This is a genomic window from Virgibacillus indicus (assembly GCF_002266285.1).
Lineage (GTDB): Bacteria > Bacillota > Bacilli > Bacillales > Amphibacillaceae > Virgibacillus_K > Virgibacillus_K indicus.
On record NZ_NPMS01000004.1, the window covers coordinates 25,793 to 52,028 of the forward strand.

24 protein-coding genes and 1 riboswitch are annotated in these 26,236 nt (G+C 39.2%); of the genes, 11 read left to right on the plus strand and 13 right to left on the minus strand.

All coding sequences use genetic code 11. The annotated features are described in order from the left end of the window. Positions 1 to 19: 19 nt before the first annotated feature. From menB to CIL03_RS09575, 4 genes are read right to left on the minus strand one after another with little or no spacing between them, the layout of a single operon-like run. Positions 20 to 838 carry a 1,4-dihydroxy-2-naphthoyl-CoA synthase gene (gene menB, locus CIL03_RS09560; RefSeq protein WP_094885637.1) on the minus strand — a complete coding sequence of 273 codons (819 nt, stop codon included), beginning with the start codon at positions 836 to 838 and terminating at the stop codon, positions 20 to 22. Between the two features lies 1 nt (position 839). Beyond that, entirely contained in the window at positions 840 to 1,685 is an 846-nt protein-coding gene (gene menH / locus CIL03_RS09565; protein WP_094885638.1) for a 2-succinyl-6-hydroxy-2,4-cyclohexadiene-1-carboxylate synthase, read from the minus strand. Positions 1,686 to 1,691: 6 nt separating this feature from the next. Then, entirely contained in the window at positions 1,692 to 3,431 is a 1,740-nt protein-coding gene (gene menD / locus CIL03_RS09570) for a 2-succinyl-5-enolpyruvyl-6-hydroxy-3-cyclohexene-1-carboxylic-acid synthase (protein WP_094885639.1), read from the minus strand. Then, complete coding sequence (locus CIL03_RS09575; protein ID WP_094885640.1) at positions 3,428 to 4,819, minus strand: isochorismate synthase; 1,392 nt, start codon at positions 4,817 to 4,819, stop codon at positions 3,428 to 3,430. Before CIL03_RS09575 ends, menD begins: the two co-directional genes overlap by 4 nt. A 159-nt stretch (positions 4,820 to 4,978) precedes the next feature. On the opposite strand from CIL03_RS09575, the gene CIL03_RS09580 reads away from it, so the two are divergent. Genes CIL03_RS09580 through CIL03_RS09590 form a run of 3 tightly spaced genes read left to right on the plus strand, consistent with a single transcriptional unit; the run spans position 4,979 to position 6,698 of the window. Continuing rightward, positions 4,979 to 5,914 (plus strand): 1,4-dihydroxy-2-naphthoate polyprenyltransferase, encoded by a 936-nt coding sequence (locus CIL03_RS09580; protein WP_094885641.1) that lies wholly within the window; start codon positions 4,979 to 4,981, stop codon positions 5,912 to 5,914. Between the two features lie 20 nt (positions 5,915 to 5,934). Continuing rightward, a complete protein-coding gene (locus tag CIL03_RS09585) occupies positions 5,935 to 6,318 on the plus strand; it encodes a hotdog fold thioesterase (protein WP_094885642.1) in 384 nt (127 codons plus the stop codon). 20 nt (positions 6,319 to 6,338) lie between these two features. After that, on the plus strand, positions 6,339 to 6,698 hold the full coding sequence (locus CIL03_RS09590; protein WP_094885643.1) for a TraR/DksA C4-type zinc finger protein: 360 nt from the start codon (positions 6,339 to 6,341) through the stop codon (positions 6,696 to 6,698). 359 nt (positions 6,699 to 7,057) lie between these two features. On the opposite strand, the gene CIL03_RS09595 is transcribed toward CIL03_RS09590, so the two are convergent. The 3 genes from CIL03_RS09595 to CIL03_RS09610 form a co-directional block, all read right to left on the minus strand. Continuing rightward, the gene (locus CIL03_RS09595) at positions 7,058 to 7,642 is read right to left on the minus strand and encodes an ECF transporter S component (protein ID WP_094885943.1); all 585 of its coding nucleotides are present in this window, start codon (positions 7,640 to 7,642) and stop codon (positions 7,058 to 7,060) included. A gap of 156 nt (positions 7,643 to 7,798) precedes the next feature. After that, a riboswitch (FMN riboswitch) is annotated at positions 7,799 to 7,945 on the minus strand. A gap of 309 nt (positions 7,946 to 8,254) precedes the next feature. Further along, positions 8,255 to 12,640, minus strand: a complete 4,386-nt coding sequence (locus CIL03_RS09605; RefSeq protein WP_094885645.1) for a S8 family peptidase — start codon at positions 12,638 to 12,640, stop codon at positions 8,255 to 8,257. 758 nt (positions 12,641 to 13,398) lie between these two features. Next, positions 13,399 to 14,457: a M20/M25/M40 family metallo-hydrolase gene (locus CIL03_RS09610; protein WP_094885646.1), complete on the minus strand. Its 1,059-nt coding sequence runs from the start codon at positions 14,455 to 14,457 to the stop codon at positions 13,399 to 13,401. 128 nt (positions 14,458 to 14,585) lie between these two features. Between CIL03_RS09610 and CIL03_RS09615 the strand changes: the two genes are divergently transcribed. The 4 genes from CIL03_RS09615 to CIL03_RS09630 all read left to right on the plus strand — a co-directional run bounded on the left by CIL03_RS09615 (position 14,586) and on the right by CIL03_RS09630 (position 18,427). Further along, positions 14,586 to 15,140: a thioredoxin family protein gene (locus tag CIL03_RS09615; RefSeq protein WP_094885647.1), complete on the plus strand. Its 555-nt coding sequence runs from the start codon at positions 14,586 to 14,588 to the stop codon at positions 15,138 to 15,140. A 321-nt stretch (positions 15,141 to 15,461) separates the two neighbouring features. Continuing rightward, positions 15,462 to 16,454, plus strand: a complete 993-nt coding sequence (locus CIL03_RS09620; protein WP_240508042.1) for a potassium channel family protein — start codon at positions 15,462 to 15,464, stop codon at positions 16,452 to 16,454. A gap of 116 nt (positions 16,455 to 16,570) precedes the next feature. Next, entirely contained in the window at positions 16,571 to 16,945 is a 375-nt protein-coding gene (yugI, locus tag CIL03_RS09625) for a S1 domain-containing post-transcriptional regulator GSP13 (RefSeq protein WP_094885649.1), read from the plus strand. A 135-nt stretch (positions 16,946 to 17,080) separates the two neighbouring features. Then, the gene (locus CIL03_RS09630; protein WP_094885650.1) at positions 17,081 to 18,427 is read left to right on the plus strand and encodes a glucose-6-phosphate isomerase; all 1,347 of its coding nucleotides are present in this window, start codon (positions 17,081 to 17,083) and stop codon (positions 18,425 to 18,427) included. Between the two features lie 49 nt (positions 18,428 to 18,476). On the opposite strand, the gene CIL03_RS09635 is transcribed toward CIL03_RS09630, so the two are convergent. Next, positions 18,477 to 20,126, minus strand: a complete 1,650-nt coding sequence (locus tag CIL03_RS09635; protein ID WP_094885651.1) for a hypothetical protein — start codon at positions 20,124 to 20,126, stop codon at positions 18,477 to 18,479. Continuing rightward, the gene (locus CIL03_RS09640; protein WP_094885652.1) at positions 20,119 to 20,670 is read right to left on the minus strand and encodes an RNA polymerase sigma factor; all 552 of its coding nucleotides are present in this window, start codon (positions 20,668 to 20,670) and stop codon (positions 20,119 to 20,121) included. The genes CIL03_RS09635 and CIL03_RS09640 overlap by 8 nt, the downstream gene beginning before the upstream one ends. Positions 20,671 to 20,932: 262 nt before the next feature. Between CIL03_RS09640 and CIL03_RS09645 the strand changes: the two genes are divergently transcribed. After that, the gene (locus CIL03_RS09645; RefSeq protein ID WP_094885653.1) at positions 20,933 to 22,105 is read left to right on the plus strand and encodes a MalY/PatB family protein; all 1,173 of its coding nucleotides are present in this window, start codon (positions 20,933 to 20,935) and stop codon (positions 22,103 to 22,105) included. Positions 22,106 to 22,175: 70 nt separating this feature from the next. Here CIL03_RS09645 and CIL03_RS09650 read toward each other — a convergent pair whose 3' ends face one another. Both CIL03_RS09650 and CIL03_RS09655 read right to left on the minus strand, forming a co-directional pair. Continuing rightward, a complete protein-coding gene (locus CIL03_RS09650) occupies positions 22,176 to 22,748 on the minus strand; it encodes a superoxide dismutase family protein (RefSeq protein WP_094885654.1) in 573 nt (190 codons plus the stop codon). 103 nt (positions 22,749 to 22,851) lie between these two features. Then, positions 22,852 to 23,052 (minus strand): hypothetical protein, encoded by a 201-nt coding sequence (locus CIL03_RS09655; protein WP_094885655.1) that lies wholly within the window; start codon positions 23,050 to 23,052, stop codon positions 22,852 to 22,854. A gap of 123 nt (positions 23,053 to 23,175) precedes the next feature. On the opposite strand from CIL03_RS09655, the gene kapB reads away from it, so the two are divergent. After that, the gene (kapB, locus tag CIL03_RS09660; RefSeq protein ID WP_094885656.1) at positions 23,176 to 23,571 is read left to right on the plus strand and encodes a kinase-associated lipoprotein KapB; all 396 of its coding nucleotides are present in this window, start codon (positions 23,176 to 23,178) and stop codon (positions 23,569 to 23,571) included. A 41-nt stretch (positions 23,572 to 23,612) separates the two neighbouring features. Here kapB and CIL03_RS09665 read toward each other — a convergent pair whose 3' ends face one another. Further along, the gene (locus CIL03_RS09665) at positions 23,613 to 23,876 is read right to left on the minus strand and encodes a phosphocarrier protein HPr (protein ID WP_094885657.1); all 264 of its coding nucleotides are present in this window, start codon (positions 23,874 to 23,876) and stop codon (positions 23,613 to 23,615) included. 223 nt (positions 23,877 to 24,099) lie between these two features. Here CIL03_RS09665 and deoD point away from each other — a divergent pair, with 223 nt between their 5' ends. Together deoD and CIL03_RS09675 are read left to right on the plus strand one after the other, a co-directional pair. Next, positions 24,100 to 24,807, plus strand: coding sequence for a purine-nucleoside phosphorylase (gene deoD / locus CIL03_RS09670; RefSeq protein WP_094885658.1), 708 nt, complete (start codon positions 24,100 to 24,102; stop codon positions 24,805 to 24,807). A 151-nt stretch (positions 24,808 to 24,958) separates the two neighbouring features. After that, a complete protein-coding gene (locus CIL03_RS09675; protein ID WP_094885659.1) occupies positions 24,959 to 25,432 on the plus strand; it encodes a divergent PAP2 family protein in 474 nt (157 codons plus the stop codon). Between the two features lie 47 nt (positions 25,433 to 25,479). On the opposite strand, the gene CIL03_RS09680 is transcribed toward CIL03_RS09675, so the two are convergent. Next, entirely contained in the window at positions 25,480 to 26,151 is a 672-nt protein-coding gene (locus CIL03_RS09680; RefSeq protein WP_094885660.1) for a 3D domain-containing protein, read from the minus strand. Positions 26,152 to 26,236 lie beyond the last annotated feature (85 nt).

Genomic DNA, 26,236 nt, shown 5'->3' on the forward strand with positions numbered 1-26,236 from the left:
TATAAAAACTATCTTCCAATCACGGAAAACGCGGGAATTTTTTAAAGTCAGGCTTTCTTTTTTCTTTAAATGCATCTCTTCCTTCTTTTGCTTCATCTGTTGTGTAGTAAAGAAGTGTAGCATCTCCACCCATTTGCTGAAGCCCTGCAAGTCCATCTGTATCCGCATTAAAGGATGCTTTCAGGAACCTTAGTGCAGTAGGTGATTTTTCAAGAATTTCTTCACACCACTGGAGTGTTTCTTCTTCCAGTTTCTCCAGTGGTACGACTGTATTAACCATGCCCATTTCATATGCTTCTTCTGCACTGTATTGACGGCACAGGTACCAGATTTCACGTGCACGTTTATGACCAACCATACGTGCTAAGTAACCCGCTCCATAGCCAGCATCAAAGCTTCCAACTTTCGGTCCAGTTTGTCCAAATACTGCATTATCTGCTGCAATCGTTAAGTCACTGACAACATGAAGTACATGTCCTCCACCGATTGCATAGCCTGATACCATCGCAATTACAGGCTTTGGAATGGTGCGCATTAAACGCTGCAGGTCAAGCACATTCAGGCGTGGCACCTGGTCATCCCCTACATATCCACCATGGCCGCGCACGGACTGATCTCCTCCAGAACAAAATGCTTTATCTCCAGCACCTGCTAAAATGATAACACCGATGGATGAGTCGTCACGGGCATCGGCAAACGCATCAATCATTTCGTTTACTGTCAATGGTGTAAACGCATTGTGCTTTTCCGGACGATTCATCGTCACCTTAGCTATACCATTATACTTTTCATAAATAATTTCCTTGTAATCTCTTACTTGCTCCCATTGTACTGTCATCCTATTCCTCCTCTTTTCTTATTCGTTTATAAAGTTCAGCTCCAAAAACACACGTCTGTACCATTCTACCAAAAAATTCAGGCTGTTCCACATGAATTGCATGTCCTGAATTTTCACAAACGATTAATCCGCCATCTTGCAAATCACCTTGCAGGTGTCCTTCTATCAATTTGTTTATAGAAATAAACTTATCATCGTATTCCCCAGCGAATAATAATATGGGTTTTTCAAATTGATCCAACCTATCCCACCAGGATGGCTGGCTGCCTGTTCCCATATAGCGCAATGACTGGGCAAGACCGCGTACCTTTTGTGATAGACGTTCATGCCTAATCTCCTGCTGAACTTCTTTCGGCAGGTTTTTCTGAGATTGAAAAAGTGGTATATTTTCCCAGAAGTCAACAAACGCCTCGATACCTTCTTCTTCTAACTTTTTGGCAAGCGCTTCATCTTTCAGAGTCCGCTTTTTACGTTCTTCCTCCGTTGCAAGACCTGGCGATGCACTCTCCAATATTAGTGATGATATCATTTTCGGATATATCATGGCAAAAGATAACGCTGTTCTTCCACCCATGGAATAACCAAGCAAGTGAAACTCATCAAGCCCCAGATAATCAAATAAGTCCTTTAAATCCTCACAACATTCTTCCATCGTCTTAGGATAGCGAGTCCTGGTTTTTCCATGTCCAGGCAAATCTACTGTTATAATTTGCAGTCCTTCCTGCCAGTTTTTTATAAAATTGGACCATGTAGCACTTGAACCAGTAAAACCATGCAGCATTATTAGCGGATAGCCTTTCCCATGTATTTCATACCAATATCGTGCTCCATTTACAGTATAATACATCCCGTATCAATTCCCATCCCCCAGAATTTCTGTTTCTATTTGTTTCCATTTATGCCTGTGCCACTGTGCATTGGTCACTCTGTCTGTTTTCACTTCTACAACAGATAGCCCCTTGTTCTGATAACTTGTAAAAAGTGCTTCCTTCAATTCCTCTTCTGTTGAAACAAGAGAATATTCCCCACCATACATCATTATACCATGTTTGAAATCCACGTCAGCTGGTGTGCCAAATAGTGCTTCAAAATGTTTTTGATCATTTGCTTGCGGCAGAAAAGAGAAAATCCCACCACCATTATTATTGACGATAAGAATCGTTATATTTAGGTTATAATGCTTTGCCGCCAGCAATCCATTCATATCATGGAAAAAAGACAAATCACCCAACAGCAATGTTACAGGGTCACCAGATGCAGCTGCACCCATTCCACTTGAAACCATACCGTCAATTCCATTCGCCCCGCGATTTGCGAGTACAGAAATATTCTTAGGTGTCGTCATGAAAAAAGTGTCTACATCTCTTACTGCCATACTGTTCCCTGTATACAGGCTTGAAGAATCCGGAATAACCTCCATTAATCCTCGGACGGCTTCACCTTCAGTTATTTTCTCTTCTGTTCCATTCAGCAGATGCTTTTTGGCAATAAGATTCATTCGCTTCCATTCATCCAGCCAGCCTGTATCAAAATTCAATGCAGTTTCTGTTTGAATTAGATCCTCACAAAGCAATACCGGATCTGCAAAAATAAACTCTGTTGCATTCCCTGCAGGTTCCCGGTATCCAGTATGACTTTCGACAACAAGCTGCATTGCCTGAATATGTTCTTTAACATAAAAAAGATAAGGCTTAGAGACAGGCATGGCACCAAATCGAATAATAAAATCAGGCTTCAGTTTTTCCCGGATCTCCTCATTTCTTAGGATAGCATCATAGGTTTCAATGACATTATCCTTATGATGCTGTCCGGAACGAACCTGTGACAATGGATCTGCTAAAACCGGCAGCTCCCACTGCGCAGCTAAATTCGTTACTGCTTTAGCAAAGATTTCATCCGTCTGCGGCCCGCAAACGATTATTCCATTTTGCTTTTCCTTTAACTTTTCAATCAGCTGTTCTAATTGATTCTGTTCAAGTCTTTTCTTTCCATCTAGGGCTGGCATATAGGACTGTTCATATTCGACGCCCCAGATATTTTCCAATGAAAAATCAGGATTAAGTGGTTCACGGAACGGAAAATTCAGATGCACTGGTCCTGCGTTCCCTTCCTGAGCCATATACACCGAACGTGCTGCTTTACTTCGCACAAACCGGAGCATTGCTGGAGTCGCTTCAGGAACCGCCATTTCCTGAAACCATTTCACATAATCGCCGTATAGTTTTAACTGCTCAATTGCCTGTGGTGCACCAACATCACGCAATTCATGCGGACGATCAGCTGTAAGCACAATTAATGGTACCCTGCTGTAATGCGCTTCAACAATTGCCGGAAAGTAATTTGCAGCAGCAGTCCCCGAAGTACAAACCAGGGCAACAGGCCTCTTTGTCTGTTTAGCCATCCCTAATGCAAAAAAAGCAGCAGATCTTTCATCAATGATGATCCACTCCTTAATTTGCTTATGTTCAGAGAATGTGAGAGCTAGTGGTGTAGACCTTGACCCGGGTGATATCACTACATCGGTCAGGCCATTTATGCTGAGCTCATCGACAAAATTAGCTGTATAACGAGTTAATGTTTCCGTATGATTCATGCTTGACCCCCTAAAACAGACAGCATCGGCAGAAACTTAATATTCGTTTCTTCATATTCAGCCTCCGGATTGGAATTTTTAACAACACCACACCCGGCAAATAAAGAGGCTTCATTTCCCTGTATTAAACCGGAGCGGATTGCCACGGCAAATTCTCCGTTTTTATTACTGTCCAGCCAGCCAACCGGGGCACCATACCACCCCCGGTCCAGTAATTCATGCTCACGGATAAATTCCATGGCCTCCTTTTTAGGGGTACCACCCAGTGCAGGAGTTGGATGCAGCTGTTTAATAATATCGAAAATGCTATAGCTGTTTTTCAATATTGCAGTCACGGGAGTGTACAGATGCTGCAAATTTTTTAATGGATAAATCACAGGCTCTTCCGGTATGTTAATGTCAGTACAATATTTTTTAATGGATTGCTTTATCATTTCAACCACAAAATCATGCTCCTGACGATTTTTATCATCATGGAGAAGATCATTGCTAATCTTCTTATCTTCTGCAGGTGTTGCACCTCTTGGGGCGGTGCCTGCCAGACATGTAGACAATAGGTGTTCATTCTCAAGTTTTACAAGTCGCTCAGGAGTCGCACCTACAAAACAGTCTTCACCTTTTTCAAAAGCAAAAACATAACTATTTGACTGTGTATCCATTAAGTTTTTTATAATCTGGCCAATTTCTGCATGCTTGTTAAATTTCAGACGCATTTCCCTTGCCAGGACAATCTTTTCCGTCTGTTTTTCACGAATCTCCTCTGTAGCCTGACGAACCGTTTCTTTCCACTGTTCAGGTTTTATTTCTTTCTTCTTACTAATCGCTGCATTTCCTGAAGCTGAAGTCTGATTGCTGAAAATTACTGCCTCAGCCTCCATGATTCCCTTAGCCAGCTGCACAGGGTGATCATCTTTCTTTACAACTATATTTACTGTAAAATAATAACTGTTTTCATTTTTTGTGAGCATATACTCTGGAATAGTAAATTGACTTGGTTTAAATTTTTTCCATAAAGCCGTCTGTTTCTTTTTTGGATCAAAAGCCATTCCTCCAAGTGCAACAACACCTGTCCCCGGCACTTGATATGGATTGTAAATAATTGCTTCATCAAGCAAGGAATTCCATCTATCTTCCGTTATTTCAAATCGTGCTTCATCTGCACTGATTTCATATGCACTTCCTACACCAGCAAGACAGAATTCATCTGTCGTGCTTGTCCAAAATATCCGGTCCTTTTTTAATGTCTTTACCCCATCAAAAAAAGTGAGTGGATCAGTTTTATTTATACTTTTGGTTATACTGACAAGCTGAAGAACATCATCGGATGAGATGCTCTGAATCGCCCGATCCAATATATGCTCTAGTTGATCTTCCTTTATTTCAATCATCTGTAAATACCTCCGTTAACACACGATGGACAATTATCCATATCTATTTTATGCTCTTTTACATTTATTCTCAAGAGAAAGCTAATCCGTTGATTGACACCTTATGACAATTTGCCTAAAATTAATATGATATTGATACATTTCAGGAGGAAGTCTTGCATGGAATCGACAAATAATATAAACATAAAGAAAGCTTTAAATGAAAAGGAAGGTTTTCAAATCTGGTGGCGTCTATTGCGTCCACATACACTCACGGCATCATTTATACCTGTCTTTGTAGGCACAATGCTTGCATTTACGGATGGTTCGATGCATATCCTCTTATTTTTGGCAATGCTGATCGCATCCATTCTTATTCAATCTGCAACAAATATGTTTAATGAATATTACGATTTTGCACGTGGTCTGGATACAGAGCATTCTGTTGGAATTGGCGGCACGATTGTACGCGATGGAATTAAGCCAAAAACGGTGTTGTATCTCGCTTTTGCTTTTTTTGGAATTGCTATTTTACTAGGAGTATATATATGCATTGCATCCAGCTGGTGGATTGCTGTAATTGGTTTAATCTGCATGCTTTTCGGCTACTTGTATACAGGAGGCCCTTTTCCAATTGCCTATACTCCATTTGGTGAATTGTTTTCGGGTTTTTTTATGGGTACAGTTATCATCGGGATAAGTTATTTTATTCAGACAGGCACACTTACATCAGAAGTTATCTGGGTATCTATTCCAATAGCTATATTCATTGGAACAATTATGCTTTCCAATAATATTCGGGATTTGGATGGGGACAAAGAAAATGGACGAAAAACAATTGCGATACTAATTGGCAGAAAAAATGCAGTCCTATTTCTAGCATCATTGTTTACTGCTGCATTTGTACTTACAGCATTGTTTATCATTTCAGATATACTTCCAATCTGGTCCCTTATCACCTTTTTCGGTATCTTGAAAAGTATAGAAGTAATTAAAAAATTCAAAGGAAGAACGCTTCCGATTGAAATGATGCCGGCAATGGCTGCTACAGGGAAAAATAATACTATTTACGGTCTGCTTCTTGGTATATCATTACTATTCAGTACGTTTTTCTAATTAGGTGAGGATGAGGTCGAATGAAGCTTGAAAACACATTAATGGAAGCACTTGGAATCGAAGTAATTTCACTTGATAAAAATCGGGTAGAATTAACAATGCCTGTAGACGGACGTACACACCAGCCTGCAGGATACTTGCACGGCGGTGCAAATGTTGCACTTGCAGAAACAGCTGCAAGCGTTGGAGCATTTGCCCATGTTGATAATGAAAAGATGAATGTTTTCGGCATAGAAATAAATGCAAATCATATAAAAAGCAAACGGGACGGTGTGGTTACCGCAAAAGCAGTTCCACTTCATATTGGCAGAACGACAATGGTCTGGGAAATTAAAATTGTGGATGAACAGGATAATCTTATTTGCATTTCAAGATGCACGATTGGAATAGTGCCCAAAAAATAATCAGAGGAATGGTGATTAAAATGACAGCACATGACCAGTTAACAGAGGGAAAATTAGAATCACTAAAGAACCAATTACTCGAAATGAAACAAGAGACAGAAAAATTAATGAAAAATAATCAAACCGACAGTCCAAATGATGCCATCCAGGAATTAGCAGACTATGATAACCACCCTGCCGACATGGGGACAGAACAGTTTGAACAGGAAAGAGATGCAGGACTGAAACTCGTCCGAAAAGATCGGATGCAAGAAATAGAGAATGCTCTCGAAAAGATTGAACATGGCACCTATGGCTTAAGCGAAAAATCTGGAAAACCAATCCCTGTCGAGCGACTGGAAGCACAGCCAACAGCTAGAAATCTGGTTGAAGAAGAATAGATTAAGTTTCGCCCTATACTTAGGGCGAATTTTTTGTTCCTGTAAAGGTAAGTTGATGGCGTGATAATTTGATAAACGCGCAATATCTCCGATGAGCGTGCAATAATCTCGATGAACGCACAACATTCCCGATAAACGTGCAATATTCCCGATAAACGCGCAACATTCCCGATAAACGTGCAATATTCCCGATAAACGTGCAATATTCCCGATAAACGTGCAATATTCCCGATAAACGTGCAATATTCCCGATAAACGCGCAATATTCCCGATAAGCGTGCAATAATCCAACACAATATATAATTCCACTAAAAAAAGCTAACCCCAACTTAATTGAGATTAGCTTCCCCAAACAATTTCTATGCTACTTTTCTTTGCTGCTGTTCTATCCATGTGCGCATTTTTACAAATAATGGAACAAACAATAACCCAACAACAATTCCTTTTATTATATTGAATGGCAATACCCCTGCGTATACAGAAAACCATTTAAATTGTTCGGTCATTTCCCAGCCCATGAACCAGCCATATGCCGGCAAAATGAAGAGATAGTTCAGCACACTCATTCCAAGTGCCATAATAACTGTACCAGCGACTAGTCCTGAGACAATACTTTTTACACCTTTAAATTTATGGTATAGAACGGAAACAGGTACTACAAACATAACACCTGCAATGAAATTTGCTGCAACCCCGATCGGATCACCTGCTCCAGAAACAGCCAGGTATAATATATTCTTCACTGCAACTACGATAACACCAGCTATCGGCGAAAAAATTAAACCAGCCATTAATGCAGGCACATCACTAAAATCAATCTTTAAATAGCTTGGCAGCAGCGGTAATGGAAAATTCAAGAAAAATAATACAAGTGAAATGGTTCCTAGCAATGCTAGAATAATAAGCTTCAATAAATTTGATGATTGCCTTTTTGTATTTTGCATCATATTTTCCTCCTTCATCTTTAATCGATTCCAATCTCGTGATGAAGGATTGGCCATTTTCCATAAAAAAACATAAAAAACCCTAAAGCCTAATGGGGCCTTAGGGTATAATTTCATTGGAAACTTAGGCACATAAATATGCACCTGAAATTGGCTCGACATCTTCTCCCATCCAGACTGTAACTGTCGGTTCCGGATTTTCACCAGATCAGCCACATGCGAGAAGCAATGTGGGTCACGGACTTAGAACAAAATATGCTCCTTACCGTCGGTCGGGAATTTCACCCTGCCCCGAAGATGGAATCGATTATTCTTTTATTGATTCTTATTATACATAGATATGTAACATTTGAAAAGGGGTTTGCTCACATACTATGGAAATTTAATGTGGATTATGTTACTGCTATTTTTCCTGTGGAAATAATGTGGCCTTTTATTTTTAGATTTGGCACTGAAGTTGTATATAGCAGACATTCACCTGCTTCAGCAGCAAAATCTGGTATCGGGAAACTGTCCGCAGCCATCTCTAGTCTAACTTAATCAACTTAAAAACATTAAAAGGCGCAGAGGCATTTCGCCTCCGCACCTTTACTCAATGACCTTATTCCAAGATCACTCTTCTACATTAATAAACAATTTACCTTCTGCCTGCTCGCGGGTTTCGTTACCGTAGTCGTCAACTACTTTAACTTCAATAACTCCACCTTCTGCATAGGCATTGCTAGTTGCTGTCCAATATCCTACATAATGACCGTCTGACATTTCCATCATCGGCAATTCTGTAGCATTGGCAACACTATTGCTCGCATTTGTCAGTGGCATGTGGATAAAGAATGTAGATCTTAAACCTGGCTCACTGTCAAATTCGATTTTCACACTTTCACCAGCTTCGATATATACATCTTCAGTTGGTGTTAAGTTTTCAATTTCCGGTGCAGTGAAGTCAACATCAATTGTTACAGATTCTGCTGTTGTATTTCCAGCCAAATCAGCAGCCTCTACTTCAATTGTATTTTCTCCTTCATCAAGCAGGATACGTTTGGAATAGCTTCCATCCGTAACTGCCGCTTCTTGACCATTAACCTCAACATAGTCAAGGTTTGCATCAGAAACTGTACCTTCAACTGTTACTGTTTCGCGATTTGATTCATCGCCATCTGTTGGATTATCAATTGTCAACTCTGGTGCTTCTGTATCCAAAGTGACTGTAACAGCTTCGGATTCACCAGTTGGTGTACCATTAAGCAACGATACTGCAGTCAGTACGTTATCACCTTCTGAAAGTTCTGCAGGGATTGCGAATTGACCATCATCGCCAATTTCTGCAGTTCCAACTTCCTCCCCATTGTTCAACAATTGAACAGTAGTTGTAGGTGAAGCTGTACCTTCGACAGTAAGTTCAGGACTGTTTGTTATTAAGTCTTCTGACGGTGACGTAATAACAGGCTCTTCCACCTCATAGCTGACGCGTGCACGAATCATATAGTTTCCTTCAGCAGCAGGTGATTGTGACCAGGCACCTGCAACATATTGATAGCTGCGTTCAGCATTTGGGCTATTTTCATCTGTTGCTAATCCAGGTACATTTGGATTCGCGCCAGTTTGGATATATACCATGTAGAAATCGCCTTCAACTTGAATAGCGTGTTCTCTCAGGTCAACAACTGTCCATTCATCCAAACTTCTTGTTGCTTCTGCATCCACAGGTCCAGCTATTCTTTCACCTGGTGTACCATCAGGACCGTTTGCATCCCAAACTTCTACAGCAAACTCAGTGCCTCCTGGAACTGGCCAGTCTGTACCATGGAATTGGAAGACACCATCTGTTACAATACCTGATTCTTCACCCTCCGGAAGTGACATTTTTACTGCCCAGCCATTTCCTGCATCATAGAATGCACGTGCATTCTCTGCGGTTCCATCATCATATCCGATTTCTCCGCCTGGAACAGTGTAGAATGGCTCAAGTGAAATATCTGCATTGGCATCCTCACCATCCAGTTCAACTTCCACCTCTGTTCCGTGGTAGCCTCTTGCAAGTACTTTTAGTGTATACGTACCTTCATAAGCAGTCAGTGAATAGCTGCCATCAGCACCTGATTCAACTGGTGCAATATTTGCATCTTCTACCAATAGAATAGTTGCACCTTCAACCGGTTCCCCAGTTGCTTCATCTGTTATTGTTCCGCTAATTTCATATTGATCCATTTCTTCCAATGTGAAATCAGCTTCCGTTGTTTCATCTGCTTCAACCGTCACAGACTGTTCTTCTGGATGGAATCCATATGCTTCTGCTACAACTGTAAAGTCACCTGCAGCATGAAGTAAAGTATAGCTTCCATTTTCCGGATCAGTGTTCACTGAGCGTCCGCTTTCCAGCACACTTACCTGTGCACCTAATGGAAGCAGGGCTGGTGTGATAGCTTCATCCTCAATTGGAGCTTTTTCCGTTTTTGGAAGTGCAGGCTTAATTTTAGCAGGGTCCACTTTAGGTTTCATTTCTGCCTTATCATTTGCCTTGATAACCCCTAAGCCCATATTGTAAGATTTTGCATTTTTATTATCTTTATTTAAGCCTAGTGCTTTACCATTGCCTTTTCCTGGCATTACCCCTAATGATGCGCTGGCACTGTCTGAAGTGTCTGTAAGTGCTACATCATCAATATACCATCCGTCACGAGTTACGCTTCCATCAGTTGTCAGATTGAATCCAATGTATACGCGTTGCCCGCTATACTCAGAAAGGTCAACTTCTGCACTTTCCCAATCATCAGTCAATCCTTCCACAGTCAATAGCTGTGTCCATTCTTCCTGATCTGTTGAGATGAATACATGTCCAAAATCATAAGCACGGCCTGAATCATATTTCTCCAGATTATGCCATTGATTGAATTGCAGATATGATTCTCCCTCCGGCAAATCGATTGGCGGCATCATAAGTGTAGTATTTGAGTTACTGTCATAGTCGCCCTCAAGATTTGTTGCATAAACATTCTCTCCAGAAGCTGCACCTTCTGGACCAGCTACCGGTACTCCATGTGCCCAGCTGTTATTTTCACCAAAAACAGTCCAGCCATTTGGAGTTGCTTCAAAGTCCTCTGAATACCCTACTGAAATTCCTGATAAAACTGCAACAGAATATTCGTCACTTGTAACTTCATTGTCTCCAAAATCATTGATAACAAAATGATAGTTGAATGAATCTCCGCTGATTTCTTCACCAGGGATTGTTACAGCATACTCACCTGATTTATAATCACCGGAAATACGATCTGCTTCTACAGTTTGTCCGTCATTATAGACTACCTCTACAGAAGCAACACTGATATTATCAGAAACCTGAAGGGTAAGATCAAGATCCATTCCTTCATATGTCTCTGCAGAAGCAACGTGTTCAAAAGTAGGAGCTTCTGTATCCTCTCCCTCTTTTGTAACCTGTCCTTCAATTGTTCCAAGGCCAGTCATAACAGCTGAAACTGCATCATATGCATTAACTAACCCATAACCATATCCCATATTAGGAGAATCAGGAAATTCTCCATCTGTTAAAGGAACTGCTGTTTCGGTAATTAGTTCCTCCAATTGGTCAATTGTCAAACTGCTGTCTGCCTGAATTAAAAGCGCTGCAACTGCTGAGACAGCAGGTCCCGCCATGGATGTTCCGTTCCATCCACCTTCATAAGCACCGCCAGGAACAGATGAACGAATATTTACACCCGGAGCAGAAATATCCGGTTTGATATCACCTTCATAAGGAGAAGGTCCTTGTAAGGAAAAACTTGCCAAAGCATCACTTGCATCTGTTGCCCCAGTTGCAAATGATTCTGGATAGTTCGCTGGCGTTGCAATGGATCCTGGTCCGCCTGGATTGAATAATGTGGTGTTACCTGCTGAGAATTCAGGGAAAATGTCAGCAGCTCTCCAGTTCTGCACAACTTCGCGGTACCACTCATCAAGACCAGGTCCACCGCCCCATGAATTGTTGACAACATCTGGTGCCAAATCAACACGGGCGTTTCCGTCTGCATCTGTCGGAGCCATTATCCACTCGGCTGCTTCCAATAGATCAACATCAGTTCCTCCAGCTGCCGTGAATGCTTTAACCGCAATCCACTTTGCACCAGGAGCTACCCCAACCTGGTTCGATCCATCTGGCTCACTTCCTACCATTGTTCCGGTTACGTGCGTGCCGTGACCCTGATCATCATACGGTGTATCTTGTCCAGCTGTTGCATCAAACCAGTTATAATCATGAGTCACTTCATCAGTTGAAGCGTCATAACCACGGTATTTTTCCTTTAAAGCTGGATGATCCCACTGAACACCTGTATCGATGCTCGCTACAACTGTTCCAGAACCATCAATTCCCATATCCCATACTCCCGGAGCACCAACTCTTTCTACATTCCATTCAACGTTGGCAATTTCCGAAGCAGGAGCTTTTGCATTCTCTGTAACAGTAGTAAACAACTCACGCGTTTCGTTAGGCAGAATCTTTTCTACCTCTTGAAATGTTGCAATCTTTTCCGCAACTTCTTTCGTAGCAGTAACTGCCATTCCATTTACAATAAAATAAGAGTTAAAATCTTTAACATTACCATTTTCAAGCTCTTTCTCTAGAAATTGCTTAACATTGGCCTGAGATGTCAAGGAAGTTGATTTTAACTCTGACACAACTGCAGAGCGCTGGATTAGCTCTGTCTTTTGTGCTGATAGATTTGCTTTGGAAGAAGTAGCTTTCGATTCTTCAGCTATTTTCTTTGTGTCAGCCTTTTCATTGAATTTAACAAGGAAAGTTACTTGCTCGTCATCCTTGAATTCTTTGATCAAGCGATCACTGACTTTTGCTTCTGTCACCTTATTGGAATCATTCAATGACTCATGGAGCTTATTGGATGACTCCGCATTGCTGACCCCTGGTGCAATTAAAGAAAAAGTCATTAGAAATGTTGCTGCAATACTCATTGCTTTAACCTGACGCCTTTTCCTTTTCCTCAAAATTATTTCCTCCCCTCGATTTTAAAACAAAGCGATTTGAACCGCTCCCCAGTCCTCCTTCACAGAAAGATTAGAAGACTTGGCATTCGCCAAGCTTTTAGCTGGATGCCTTAGTTCAACGAAAAGTACTTTCCGTCTGCGATGCCAATGCTTCGAAGTGTTCCTTATGCACTTATGCAGTAAGAAAGCAGCTATACTTCCTTAACTGACAAAAAACCTCAGTCCTCCCTTCATTTTTATTTGAACAGGTTCGGCTCTCAGGTGTATGTAAAGAATCTAGTTGTTATTGCGAGTATAATAGAATACCATTAGAGATTGTGTCGAATGACGTCGAATTAAATCTGAATATTCAAAATTGATAGATTAGTATTGTTTTTTCCTTTTCTACTTCATAGTCTATGTACCCGATTTAGTTTATTTTTTTGATTAAAAACTGACTGAAATCCCTGGTATAACAAGAAATCAAAAGGAATACCTGTAAATCCATTAATTTCCTTTTAACGCCTTTAGATTAAAAAATGAATGGATAGTCCCAGGTTTTTATCATAGATTAAAATATATTTTCGAATAAGATGAAAACAAAGGACTTTCTCACCCCCTTTAATTACAAAAAATAGAGATATATTCGTGTTTATTGTTATATTCCGCTTCCTTTTGAACTATTACGTGAAATATTGTCATTTTTTTGTAAAGTAAGTTTTCACAAAAAAAAACCGGCAATCATTTGATCACCGGCTCATAATTTAATGCCTATTCACTTAATCGTCCAATGGATTTAAACTTTCATTTCCATTCATTTCAGCAATCATGGTAACAAGTAATTCGATCTCTTCATCAATATCTTTTAAACTTGCCGTTTCGACAGGTGAATGCATATACCTTAATGGTAAAGATACGAGGGAAACGGGGACTCCCCTGCCTGTTAGACGCATTTTATCCGCATCTGTTCCTGTCATTCTCGGAGTTAATTCATATTGTACATTCATATTTAATTTCTTCGCTGTTTTTTCAAGAAGTTTATTTATTTTAATGTTGATTGGTGCACCTTTAGCAAGAACTGGTCCGTTTTCCAGACGAACATCCCCATGCTTATTTTTATTTACACCAGGATAATCTGTCGCAAACGTGACATCACAGGCTATTGCCATCGTTGGTTCGATTCCTGCAGCAGCAAAATATGCACCACCCATGTTTGTCTCTTCATTTACCGTGCTTGCCGCATATACCCCTACAGAGCAGCCTTTTTCTGAAAGTCTCTTTAATACTTCTGCAACAATAAAGGAGCCTGTCCGATTATCTAGCCCTCTGCCTGAAACATAACGATTTTTCAATATTTCCGGCTCTGTTTTGTAAACCGCTAAATCGCCAATTTGCACCTCTTCTTCTGCTTCTTCCTTTGTCTTATACCCACAGTCAATGAATAAATCATCAAGGCCGAAATCATTTTTCAAACCGCCATGATGCTGTGCATTTACCCCAATAACTCCTGTGGTTCTTCCATTATAGCCTAGCACAGTAACTTTCATGCCCACAGCTGCTTTTGGATTAATACCACCCATTTTATCAAAATGTAAAAAGCCATTGTCATCAATCCGGTTAAGTACAAGTGCAATTTCATCACAATGCCCTGCAAGCAAAATTTTAAAAGGAGCATCCGGATTCAGGATTCCGATTGCATTTCCTGCATTATCGGTCCTGATCTCATCAGCAAAATCCTTTACATAATTTATCCATTTTTTTTGAATCTCCATTTCATTGCTTGATGGCGACGGTGTATGTAATAATTCCAGTAAAAATTCCTGATTCGCTTTTTCCAAAATCTTTTCCTCCTCGTAGAATATACTAGTACAATCATAGCAAAAATTATTCCCTAGAGCACATTTGTTTACGAAGCAGGTGTAATTAAGTACTATTTAAGAAACGAATAAACGAGGAGTGATTGGTAATGACACTGAATCAATGGTTTGAAAAAGGAATGCAGGTGGATACATACATTGAATCAATGGAAAAAAACAAAGAAGGACTGCTGCATGTTTATGATAATTTTCCACTGCCGGAAGATGAAGCTTTTCATCAAGAGCTTAAAAATAAGAACCTCCGGGCTATTGTCCTGACTGAGGACTGGTGCGGCGATGCAATGGTAAATATGCCTATTCTTCTTCGTCTATCCGAAGCATCGGATATAGAAGTCCGGGTATTGCTTCGTGATCAGAACCTGGAATTAATGGACCAATATTTAACAAATGGAAAATCACGCTCCATTCCTATTTTTATTTTTATCGACGAATCCGGAAACGAGGTTGCCAAGTGGGGACCACGCGCGCAAAAAGTTCAACAGTTTGTTGACGAGGCAAGTAATGCCCTGCCGGATAAAGAAGCAGCGGATTATAAGGAAAAATTCAGTGAGATGATCATGTTTATGAATAAATCTTTTCGCGAAAACACCGATTTCTGGGATGAAATATATAAAAGCTTAAAACAGACATTGCAGCATGCATAGTAAATTTTGAATGACTGGTACAAATAGGTATCAGTCATTTTTTGTATAATCAGGTAATTGCTTTGCCAATACTATGTAGATAGCAATCATACGTGGGGCTATTGACTTGCAATGTTGAGAGAAACTCCCTTGAACTTGAGAGATAAATGTATTTAGTTGAGAGAAACTAAATTAAAGTTGAGACATAAATCAGTTTTCCAGCTTTATATCTCAATTTTATAACATTGTCTCTCAAGTTCGAGCAGGTGTCTCTCAACTCTGGGCAAGTATCTGGACGTGCCCACAGATTGCATCCAGATAAAAAAGGTGAAGCATATGAGCATGAAATTAATTAAACATTTCTATTTACAAATTCCAATAATAATCAGACTGCTGTTAACTATTTTTATATTGATGTCTACTTTTGGAATCATTATCCATTTTATCGAGCCACAGCAATTCCCTTCTATATTTGATGGCATCTGGTGGGCGTTCGTCACTGGTGCTACTGTTGGCTATGGTGATTATGTGCCACTGACTACACAGGGCAGAGTAATTACAATTTTTCTAATCCTCTCGGGCGGCGGATTGATTGCATATTATATTACCGCTTTTGCATCGGCTACTTTTAAACATGAGCATAATCTGGCAAGTGGAAAAGTGGCTTTTAGAGGCAGCGGTCACGTTATATTTATTGGATGGAATGAACGAACCAGGCAATTGATCGATATAACTGTTGATAATGATCCGCATGTTCAAATTATTCTTATTGATAAAACGTTAGATCATCTTGCCTTCCAGCATTATCCTGTCCATTTTATCCACGGTGATCCAACGGAAGATCAAACATTGAAACAGGCTAACATTGATAAAGCTGATCGAGTCGTTATTACTGCGGATATTTCCAAAAAAGAACGGCGGGCTGACAATGAAACAATTCTGTCAACCGTAGCAATTAGAGGCAATAACAAGGACATTCCAATTATTGCCGAAATTTTATCGAGACTGCAAATAGAAAATGCCTTGCGCGCCGGTGCAAATACAATTATTAAATCAAATGACTTCATGAGTGCACTGCTTTATCATGAACTGTCACGAGTAAAAACGGCAAAACCGTTTGAGGATGTCCTGCAGTTGCTGAGAAGCCAGCAATTCTATCATACAGAAATCACTGAAGAGCTGGAAAACCAGACATTTCTGCAGGCTTCTGCCTATTACCTAAAGAAAAACCAGCTGCTTTTAGGAATCATAAGACAGGAAAAGTGGAAGATCAATCCTGCACCAGACTTTATTTTGGAAAAAGGCGATATCCTTATTGCAATTGCACCATGGTAACTGTTTTTCAAGAAAATCCAAGTCTATTTTTCTATTTATTTTTGCGAGTTAGGACGATCTGTGTTAAAATAATTTATTGTGTAAAAAGAATCGAATATATATAGGAGTTGTTCAGCATGACAAACAAATTTGAAAATGGTCAAATTTTAGAGGGTAAAGTAACAGGAATACAACCATATGGTGCATTTGTAGCTTTAGATGAAGAGGTGCAGGGATTGGTTCACATCTCTGAGGTTACACATGGTTATGTAAAAGATATTAACGAGCATTTAGCAGTTGGAGACGAAGTGAAAGTTAAGGTTCTTAACGTAGATGAAGCGAATAATAAAGTATCCCTATCAATTCGTGCGACAGAAGAAGCACCAAAAAAACAGGCAAAAGCGAGGAAGCCTCAAAATACTAAACAAGAGGACAATGACACAGCTGGTTTCAATACACTGAAAGACAAGCTGGAAGAATGGATTCAGCAATCTGAGGAATTTAAGAAGTAATTTTTAAAAAAAGAAAGAGGTAACCTAAATTGCATTGGCTGAAGTCAATCAATTTAGGTTACCTCTTTCTTGATTTATCAACTTCACTTGGGTAAAGTGAATATATAAATCGGAAGCTTCTAAAGGAGGATACATATGACGCATGTTTCGTTTAACTATGACAAAGCACTTTCATTTTTCAATCAGAGCGAATTGGATAACCTGGATGACTATGTTCAAACAGCACATACTGCCTTACACAATAAGACAGGGGCAGGAAGTGATTTCCTGGGATGGATTGACCTTCCTGAGAATTATGACAAAGAGGAATTTTCCCGGATAAAAGCAAGCGCTGAAAAGATCAGACAGGATTCAGATGTATTACTAGTTATCGGTATCGGCGGATCCTATCTAGGTGCACGGGCTGCACTTGAAATGTTGAACCATTCATTTCAAAACCTTCTTTCCAAGGAAGAACGAAATGCACCACAGGTCATTTTTGTCGGACATCACATGAGTTCCACCTATATGAGTGAATTATTTGATGTACTCAAAGATAAAGATGTATCGGTCAATATTATTTCAAAGAGTGGGACAACCACTGAACCAGCTATCGCCTTCCGCATTTTCAAAAAGTATCTGGAAGAAAAATATGGGACAGAAGAAGCGAAGAAAAGAATCTACGCAACAACAGATAAGGAAAAAGGTGCATTAAAAACAAGTGCAGATCAGGCAGGCTTCGAAACATTTGTCATTCCTGATGATGTTGGCGGCCGTTATTCTGTATTAACTGCTGTCGGATTATTGCCAATTGCAGTCAGCGGTATTTCAATTGACGAAATGATGCAAGGGGCTCGGGCTGCAATGACAGATCTGGCGGATCCAAAAATCGAGAACAACCCTGCTTATCAATATGCTGCTGTACGGAATATCCTGTACAACAAAGGCAAAACCATTGAAATGCTCATTAACTATGAGCCAAGTCTTCAATATTTTGCAGAATGGTGGAAACAACTATTTGGTGAGAGTGAAGGTAAAGACCAAAAAGGAATCTACCCTTCGTCAGCTAACTTTTCTACAGACCTGCATTCCCTTGGACAATATGTTCAGGATGGACGCAGAGATCTTTTCGAAACAGTATTGCATGTGAATAAAGCAAAAAAAGAAATGACTTTAGAAGCGGATGAAGTAAATTCAGATGGACTCAATTATATCGCAGGAAAAACAATTCATGAGATTAATGACAAGGCATTCCAGGGAACACTTCTGGCACATACAGATGGCCAGGTGCCTAATCTGATCGTTGAAGTCCCGGAACTTGATGCTTATACATTCGGATATCTGGTTTACTTTTTCGAAAAGGCGTGCGCAATCAGCGGCTACCTGCTTGGAGTAAACCCATTTGACCAGCCTGGTGTTGAAGCATATAAAGTGAATATGTTTGCATTGCTTGGCAAACCTGGATTTGAACAAGAGAAAGAAGAGCTTGAGAAAAGATTATAATGAAGAAAAGAAGGATGTTCCGCATATTCAGGAACATCCTTCTTTTCTGTTATTCAACTTTCCTGTCCAGAACTTTCCAGCTGCCCTCTTCTTTCACCAATTGAATAGTGCTGATAATCCTGGCGGGTTTTTCCAGATTGTTTATAAAAATATAATTCACGTTGTTTTTATCCTCCGTCCCCTCTTTAAGCAGGTGTGTTGATTCATTGAGAGTTTCATACCAGTAGAAGTCAAGTTTTTCTTTATCAGAAGCCTCTATCAGCTTTTGCGTATCTTCTTCCATCCATTTGCTTTCTTTGGAATACAGAGAGCTGAATTTTTCTATATCTTGAACTCCCTCATAGAGTGATAGATTGTCATGTACATACATATACAATGAAAGAAATTCGAAAGCAGCTAGCTTTTCCAGAAAAACCGGATCCTTTTCTGTATGGAAATCCTGATACTGCTCAAATGTTGCATGACTTATCGGCCAGCGTCTCAGCAGCTGGATTTCATCATAGGAAATCCCTTTAAACCGTTCATCGAATAAAATGGATAGTTCACTGAAATCCAGGTTAAATATATCTCTTGCTCTAACCCAGTCCATATGATTTTCATATTTGTTTACAGCATCTTTAACAATTGGATTAAACTTTGATTGTTTATGGTTCTTGACAAAATCCTTCAATTCCTTCTGGGCTGCTTCATCCAGATGATTTCCACCAGCAGGGTCTGTCAATGTATCAATCCCCCCGGCAAGATAGTCATTGAGATATTTTGTCATTGTATAATAGATACTTGAGTATTTCCTTAAAAATTCACGTTCTTCTGGATAAGTTTCCAGTAATTTTTCAAGCTCCAGCAGGATTTCATCAAAATCAGTCCATGGAATATCATGCCTATTGTCAACACCTGGTGTATAAGCATCTACACGGGTTCCAAGCAGCTTCAGGTATTCCCTGTATCCTTCATACCCCTCCCAATTTTTAATGCCGTTCTCCAGCCATTCTAAATTTACCTGTACACTCAACGAATTTCTCATCCCTCTGTCCGCTACCAAAAAACCTTGTTCCTTAAGCGTGATGAGAAAATCACGTATTTCACTGGAGCCAGTATAATTTTCTGGTTGTCTCTGCGCTTTGAGTATCATCTTCTGCTTATCTATAGTCATTTTATGATCCACCAGTAAATCCCTGAAATACTCCTCCAAACTGAATACCAGTTTATTCATATTTAATATCAGCCGATCCAGCTCTTCTTCGCTTACAGGCTGACTATCTCCATTAATCTGATTCATAATTTGGCTTGGAGCTGTAAATATTTTATCAATCTCCGCTTTTGCCTGGTCAATTTCCTCAGGATCCGTCGTCGAACCATACTGCTCAAGAATTATTTCCGCCTGTTCATTCAATTGAAATGAATCGACACTATCAATCCCGAGAGTCTCTTGAAATTGCTTCTTTGCTTTTAAATAATACATTTCCACATAATTGGTATCATTCTCCGCCTGATCAAAGTCATTTACGTATGGAAGGGATATCAGCATAAATAATAAAAATCCCATAACAATTGCAAAAACTGGTATCACTTTCGGCCATGACGTCTTTTTCTTTTTTAATTGTTGATTCATGATACTTCTATTATCTGTGAATTCAGGGAGTTTCTCGTAATCATCCTTCATTTCATTCAGCAGATCATCTATTTTTTTATCATCCATTCATATAAACCTCCCTTCCTTCAGCTTTTTCATAAAGCTGTTTTAACTTGTTTTTCCCACGATGAATTCTTGTCTTTACAGAAGGTAATTTAATTTTTAATATCCCAGCAATTTCTTCATATGTTTTATCATGAAAATAATAGAGTATCAGCGGGACTTTATATTTCACTTCCATTTGCTGTATGCATTCATGTAAAAATAAGTGCTCTTCCTTTTCAAAATAATAGCTGCTTGCCTGTTCCAGCATCTGTGTTTTTCTCGCCTTATCCAACAGGCTGAATTCTCTTTTTCTCTTTCGGTAAAAATCCCTAGTCACATTCAAGGTGATTTGATAAATCCATGTGGAAAATTTCCCCGTGTGGTACTGATGAAGTTTACGGTAAATTTTAATAAACGTTTCCTGAACGATATCTGGAATTGTTTCCTCGGCAATTCCAAATTGAAAGGCAAATTTTTCAATTGTACGCTTGTAGCGGTTTACTAATTCTTCAAATGCTTTTTCATCTTTTGATTTTGCCAGTTCAATAATTTCAGCCTCTTCCATATGTGACTCCCCTTCTGCAATGCACCCTTCATCTATAGAACGAAGCTTACTGCAGCTAAAGTTTCATTTTCATAAAATATTTTCTATAAAATGTGTTTATATTTTTTAGTACGGGGTATAATTATAACTGTAAGACTTTCTCGTATTCCCCCTGTAAAGCAAAGCGATTAGCGCTTTGCTTTTTTTTTGCATTTGTTTCGCCGCTGATGATTAATATTATTAATGTTATAATAGCAATAATAAATCGTCAGGAGGCATATAGATGAGTACATTCGAAACATTGCATGACAGAAAAAATACACGATCTGTTAAATGGGATTTGCTGGAGCCTGTCTTTCAGTCCAGTGACGTGCTGCCAATGTGGGTAGCTGATATGGATTTCAAAGCACCTGATGCCGTAAATGAGGCACTCATCAAGCGGGCTCAGCATGGGATCTATGGTTACACTGTTATTGATGAGGATGTTAAAGGATCCATCGTAAATTGGGTTGGCAAAAGACATAATTGGGATATAAAACCAGATTGGCTTTCTTTCAGTTCAGGGGTTGTAACAAGCTTACATATGGCTGTCCAGGCCTTTACCGAACCGAATGATAAAATATTAATTCAAACACCTGTTTATACACCATTCTACAATGTTATTAAAGAGCATGACAGAGAAGTTGTTAAAAATCCGCTTGCATTAAAGGATAATTATTATACCATTGATTTTGCAGACTTTGAGGAAAAATTGAAACAAGGTGTGAAAGCATTTATCTTATGCTCCCCACACAATCCAGTTGGCCGGGTCTGGAAGAAAGACGAATTATTGGAAATGGCTCGTCTTTGTTTAAAGTATGATGTATTTATTTTTGCAGATGAAATTCATTCTGACCTTGTGCTACCGGGAAATGACCATACCCCATTTGCATCACTTTCTGATGAAATAGCTGAGAAAACAATTACCTGCATGGCTCCATCCAAAACGTTTAACCTGGCCGGACTGGATGCTTCCTATGTAATTACTTCAAATGAGGAATTACGCAGTAAACTGGATGCTGAATTTAATAAGCAGGGCTTCCACAACATGCTTAATACAATGGGGAATACTGCTTTGGAGGCTGCCTATACTTATGGAGCACCATGGCTTGATGAATTGCTTCAAGTACTTCAGAGCCATCAACAGTATGTAACAAAAATGTTTGAAGAACATGCCAAAGAGCTTAAAGTGGTTCAATCTGAAGGCACATACCTGCTTTGGATTGATTGCAGTGCACTTGAAATGAATCATAAGGAATTGAAAAAGTTTATGATAGAAGAAGCACGAGTTGGCCTTAATACTGGAGTTGACTACGGAGACGAAGGTGGCACTTTCATGCGAATGAACATTGCCTGTCCACGAGTCACATTGGAAGAAGGAGTCAATCGTATTATTACTGCAGTAAATAATAGATAATCAGCTACATTGAAAAATGCCATGCACAAGAAACTGCATGGCATTTTTTATTCTTCAGACAACATGTTAATTACTCTTCCTGTTTCTCATTAAACTGGGTCGGGTCTGTTGGGGATTCAGTTGATTCTGCATCAGGATCTGTTTTAATCTCTCCACAGGCAATTCGGACACCGGAATTCCCACTAGGCTGGCTTATACCATCATCCTGGGATTCGTCGATAACTATTGAAGTACCCTCGCCCTGAAACAATGAATTTTTCCCTTCAAGCATTGTTGCCCCTGCAAGCATTAATTCAGCCTCTGCCAGACCTCCGCCATCTGCTTCAATATTAGGTAAATCACCAAGATGCGGACCTTTTGGATGCATTAATCCATGTTCTTTTCCTTCAGGATTAAAATGATTTCCCGCGGTGGTAAAATCCGGACCCTCACATTTTGGATATTCATGAATATGAATTCCATGAAAGCCAGGTGCCAGACCTTCCAGTTTTAATTTTATTTGTACCCCGTCCGGCTGTTCAGAAAATCCCGCGGTCCCAATCATATCACCATCTGAATTATATATGTCCACATTCCGATTTGTCTCCGCATTACTCTGACAGCCGGCAAGGAAGAGGATAATTATTAAAAAAAATAGACGCATACCGTTTTCTCCTTTTCGTTACTTTACCTGTTAGTATTTACAAGAACGAAAAGGATAAACGTAAAAAATCTCCTTCAACAATGAAAGAGATCTTTGGATACAGTTATTTATTTTGTCCTGAAGTACTGTCTGTTTCTTTTATATTATATTTATTATTGAATTCACGTTCATCTTTTTTGGATTTTTTGAAAAACCATATCGTTGCAAAAACTGCCAATATCATAAAGATACCCAACACTATAAACGAAGGTATATATTCTGATTTATCTTCAGGAAAATAAAGAAATGGCATTAGTAATGTCATTAGTACTCACTTCCTTTTCTGCTATACAGTATAACAAACATTTTCATGTTTCTAAATAACCAATAGTAAATATTCGCGAATTTGTTACAAATTTGGCACAATGAATAGGAGGAGGCTGATTAAATGGCAGAAGTCAATATTGGAGAAATTGTTCGAGCGCATTACAATTCAGGAACATACATAGGTGAGGTAAAAGAAGATCGCAGTGACCGTTATCTTATCGAGGTACTTGCCGTTCATAAGCATCCAATGCAGGGCGACCTTCATAATCCAGGTGAAGTGGAAGGAGTTTTCTTTCATGAACGCAAAGCACTCGCACATCATGAGAAAATGAATGTAAAAAAACCTGCAGTTCATCCATTTTCGGATGAAATCCCGGCATATAAAGAATCTCTTGAGCTTGCTGTAAATAAGTATAAAGATAAACTTCAATCCGAAGACACAGCTTACAATAAACAGGCTTTACTCAAATTAGACGGGCTTGAAAAAATATATGCAGAAAAAAGCTATTATAGATAAAAAATAAAAAAGCTAGAGAACAGGCCCTCTAGCTTTTCTTTTTATTCTCCCAAATGTTCTTTAATTACTTCGCTAACCCCGTTAATTGCATCCTCTTCATCACCGCCGGTTGCAGTAACACTGATTTCAGCACCTTTAGGAATACCCAGTGACATAACTCCCATAATGGATTTAAGATTTACTGATTTTCCGTTGTAGGAAACCTCAACATCGGATTCATATTGCCCGGCTTTATTAACAAGCAATGTCGCTGGACGCGCATGAACTCCTGTATCTGCAGTAATTGTAAATGTTTGTTCTTTCATTATAATCTTCCTTTCATAACTATTATTTTCATATGTACCCTTTTTGTGTACATTTAATGCATTCTTAGTGAAAAATTGCACTAACTATATTATATACAATTCTTTGGTATTTTGAAACTAATATCCAAAGTTATTTTCAATAACCTGAAGATATTTGTTTTTAGACAAACGTTATGATAACTTTGACTTAGAAATATGACCTTTTTATATGGGAGGAAAAAAAATGAGTGTACATATTGGTGCACAGCAAGGTGAAATTGCAGACAAAATATTACTGCCTGGCGATCCTTTGCGTGCAAAATATATTGCAGAAACATTTCTTAATGATGTAACACAATACAATCAGGTACGTGGAATGTATGGATTTACTGGAACCTATAACGGGGAACGGATATCTGTTCAAGGAACCGGTATGGGAGTTCCTTCCATCTCTATTTATGTAAATGAATTAATTCAGAGTTATAATGTGAAGAAATTAATCCGTGTTGGTACATGTGGTGCCATTCAAAAAGATGTAAAGGTACGTGATGTCATTCTTGCTCAGGGGGCTACTACGGACTCTAGCGTTAATCAGCTGGTATTCAAAGGAATTGATTATGCTCCGTTAGCTGACTTTGAATTGCTGAAAAACGCATATGATGTCGGTATTGAAAAGGGAATGAACTTGCGAGTCGGAAACGTATTTACAAGTGATACCTTCTATCGTGATAATGCGAAAGAGTTTAATGAATTACTGGCAGCGTATAAAGTTCTTGCTATTGAAATGGAAACAACCGCACTTTACACATTGGCAGCTAAATTTGACCGTCAGGCATTATCTGTTTTGACTGTTTCCGATCATATTTTAACCGGTGAGGAAACAAGTGCTGATGAACGTCAAACTACCTTTAATGAAATGATGGAAATTGCACTGGAAGCAGCAATAAAATAAATGAATGATGGATAAGGCGCCTTTCATATAATCATGAAAGGCCTTTTTCATCCCCTTTATAATACATGCGTTTATTTAGACATTATGTTAAACTAATTAAAACAAAGCAGACATATTGAACGTTCACCTCAGGAAGGATGTAAACACATTTATGGAACTATTTTTAAACTTCCCATTAACAGCTGCTTTAGTGGCAATTGTTTTTGCCCAGGTTATTAAAATTCCCATAAAATTAATTGTTACAAAGGAATTTAAACCAAGCCTGGCATTTAGCACTGGTGGCATGCCGAGCAGTCATTCTGCGGCAGTGACAGCATTAACAACAGGAATTGGGATTATGGAGGGTGTAACCTCACCCGTGTTTGCCGTAGCCTTCGTTTTCAGTATCATTACAATGTTTGATGCAACTGGTGTACGCAGGCATGCAGGTGAACATGCAGTCGTTTTAAATCAGTTAATCAAAGACTTTCAATATTTCGTAGACGGTGCAAAAGATTGGAATAAAAAAGAGGAATATGAAAAAAGACAGGAGTTAAAGGAACTTTTGGGACACCAGCCAATCGAAGTATTCTTTGGCGGAGTAACCGGGATCGGAATTGCCTTTTTGCTTTATCCATTTTATTAAGATAAAAACAAGACCTCCGAACAATCTTGGAGGTCTTGTTTTTATAATCAGCTTTCGTTTATTTGCTGTCTAAACACCTGAAGTGCCTCATTCTCATTTAATTTTGTGAGGTCTTCCTCTGTTAATTCACCATTTCCCATTTCAACTATATAGACTTCCACTTCCCTTTTGCCCCACTGGTCATAAACATCGGAAACCGTATTATAAAAAAGATCTAGTTGATTCCCGTTTATGGCACTGCCTTTATCAGCTACAACACCGAAACCGTAATTTGGAATATATATAATTGTCCCTAAAGGATAAACATTCAAATCTGCCGCAATAGTAGAGTACAAGTCTCGTGTCACTTTTACTCCAGAAAATGTGATACCGTATTCTGGATGATCGGGTGTTTTCCCGGTTGATTCCACCCCTGCAGTATAGCCGGTAGCTACAACAACGGAGCTGGGATATTGTTCAAAGTTGCCCCACTCCTCCAAAGTTTGAGGAGCCTCAACCTCATTACTGGAAATATATCTTTTCTTTGCTTTCACAATGTTTAGTGACTTCATTGCTATCTCAGTTTGTTTTTGCTCAAAACTGCTGGTAACATTTGAATTTTTTTCCCATTTATAAATGTCTGCTAACGATACATTGGAAATGGATGTTATAGTTACCAATACGGCTCCTAAAAATAACAGTGTCATTCCCGCACGACGAAAAGTATTCTTTATATTCATGATTCCACCTCTCTGGCAGTAAACTTTAAGATTTCATAACTAATGCAAAGGCTATATATGTCACATTCAGTAAAAACATATTTGA

Bases quoted from the DNA above. Each gene is read 5' to 3' on its own strand.
- CIL03_RS09585 (WP_094885642.1), top strand. From the start codon at position 5,935: ATGAAGCTTGAAAACACATTAATGGAAGCACTTGGAATCGAAGTAATT.
- menH (WP_094885638.1), bottom strand. From the start codon at position 1,685: ATGTATTATACTGTAAATGGAGCACGATATTGGTATGAAATACATGGG.
- kapB (WP_094885656.1), top strand. From the start codon at position 23,176: ATGGCAGAAGTCAATATTGGAGAAATTGTTCGAGCGCATTACAATTCA.
- CIL03_RS09655 (WP_094885655.1), bottom strand. From the start codon at position 23,052: ATGACATTACTAATGCCATTTCTTTATTTTCCTGAAGATAAATCAGAA.
- CIL03_RS09635 (WP_094885651.1), bottom strand. From the start codon at position 20,126: ATGGATGATAAAAAAATAGATGATCTGCTGAATGAAATGAAGGATGAT.
- deoD (WP_094885658.1), top strand. From the start codon at position 24,100: ATGAGTGTACATATTGGTGCACAGCAAGGTGAAATTGCAGACAAAATA.
- menD (WP_094885639.1), bottom strand. From the start codon at position 3,431: ATGAATCATACGGAAACATTAACTCGTTATACAGCTAATTTTGTCGAT.
- CIL03_RS09645 (WP_094885653.1), top strand. From the start codon at position 20,933: ATGAGTACATTCGAAACATTGCATGACAGAAAAAATACACGATCTGTT.
- menB (WP_094885637.1), bottom strand. From the start codon at position 838: ATGACAGTACAATGGGAGCAAGTAAGAGATTACAAGGAAATTATTTAT.
- CIL03_RS09675 (WP_094885659.1), top strand. From the start codon at position 24,959: ATGGAACTATTTTTAAACTTCCCATTAACAGCTGCTTTAGTGGCAATT.
- yugI (WP_094885649.1), top strand. From the start codon at position 16,571: ATGACAAACAAATTTGAAAATGGTCAAATTTTAGAGGGTAAAGTAACA.
- CIL03_RS09575 (WP_094885640.1), bottom strand. From the start codon at position 4,819: ATGATTGAAATAAAGGAAGATCAACTAGAGCATATATTGGATCGGGCG.
- CIL03_RS09595 (WP_094885943.1), bottom strand. From the start codon at position 7,642: ATGCAAAATACAAAAAGGCAATCATCAAATTTATTGAAGCTTATTATT.
- CIL03_RS09630 (WP_094885650.1), top strand. From the start codon at position 17,081: ATGACGCATGTTTCGTTTAACTATGACAAAGCACTTTCATTTTTCAAT.
- CIL03_RS09615 (WP_094885647.1), top strand. From the start codon at position 14,586: ATGACACTGAATCAATGGTTTGAAAAAGGAATGCAGGTGGATACATAC.
- CIL03_RS09580 (WP_094885641.1), top strand. From the start codon at position 4,979: ATGGAATCGACAAATAATATAAACATAAAGAAAGCTTTAAATGAAAAG.
- CIL03_RS09620 (WP_240508042.1), top strand. From the start codon at position 15,462: ATGAAATTAATTAAACATTTCTATTTACAAATTCCAATAATAATCAGA.
- CIL03_RS09590 (WP_094885643.1), top strand. From the start codon at position 6,339: ATGACAGCACATGACCAGTTAACAGAGGGAAAATTAGAATCACTAAAG.
- CIL03_RS09680 (WP_094885660.1), bottom strand. From the start codon at position 26,151: ATGAATATAAAGAATACTTTTCGTCGTGCGGGAATGACACTGTTATTT.
- CIL03_RS09640 (WP_094885652.1), bottom strand. From the start codon at position 20,670: ATGGAAGAGGCTGAAATTATTGAACTGGCAAAATCAAAAGATGAAAAA.
- CIL03_RS09665 (WP_094885657.1), bottom strand. From the start codon at position 23,876: ATGAAAGAACAAACATTTACAATTACTGCAGATACAGGAGTTCATGCG.
- CIL03_RS09650 (WP_094885654.1), bottom strand. From the start codon at position 22,748: ATGCGTCTATTTTTTTTAATAATTATCCTCTTCCTTGCCGGCTGTCAG.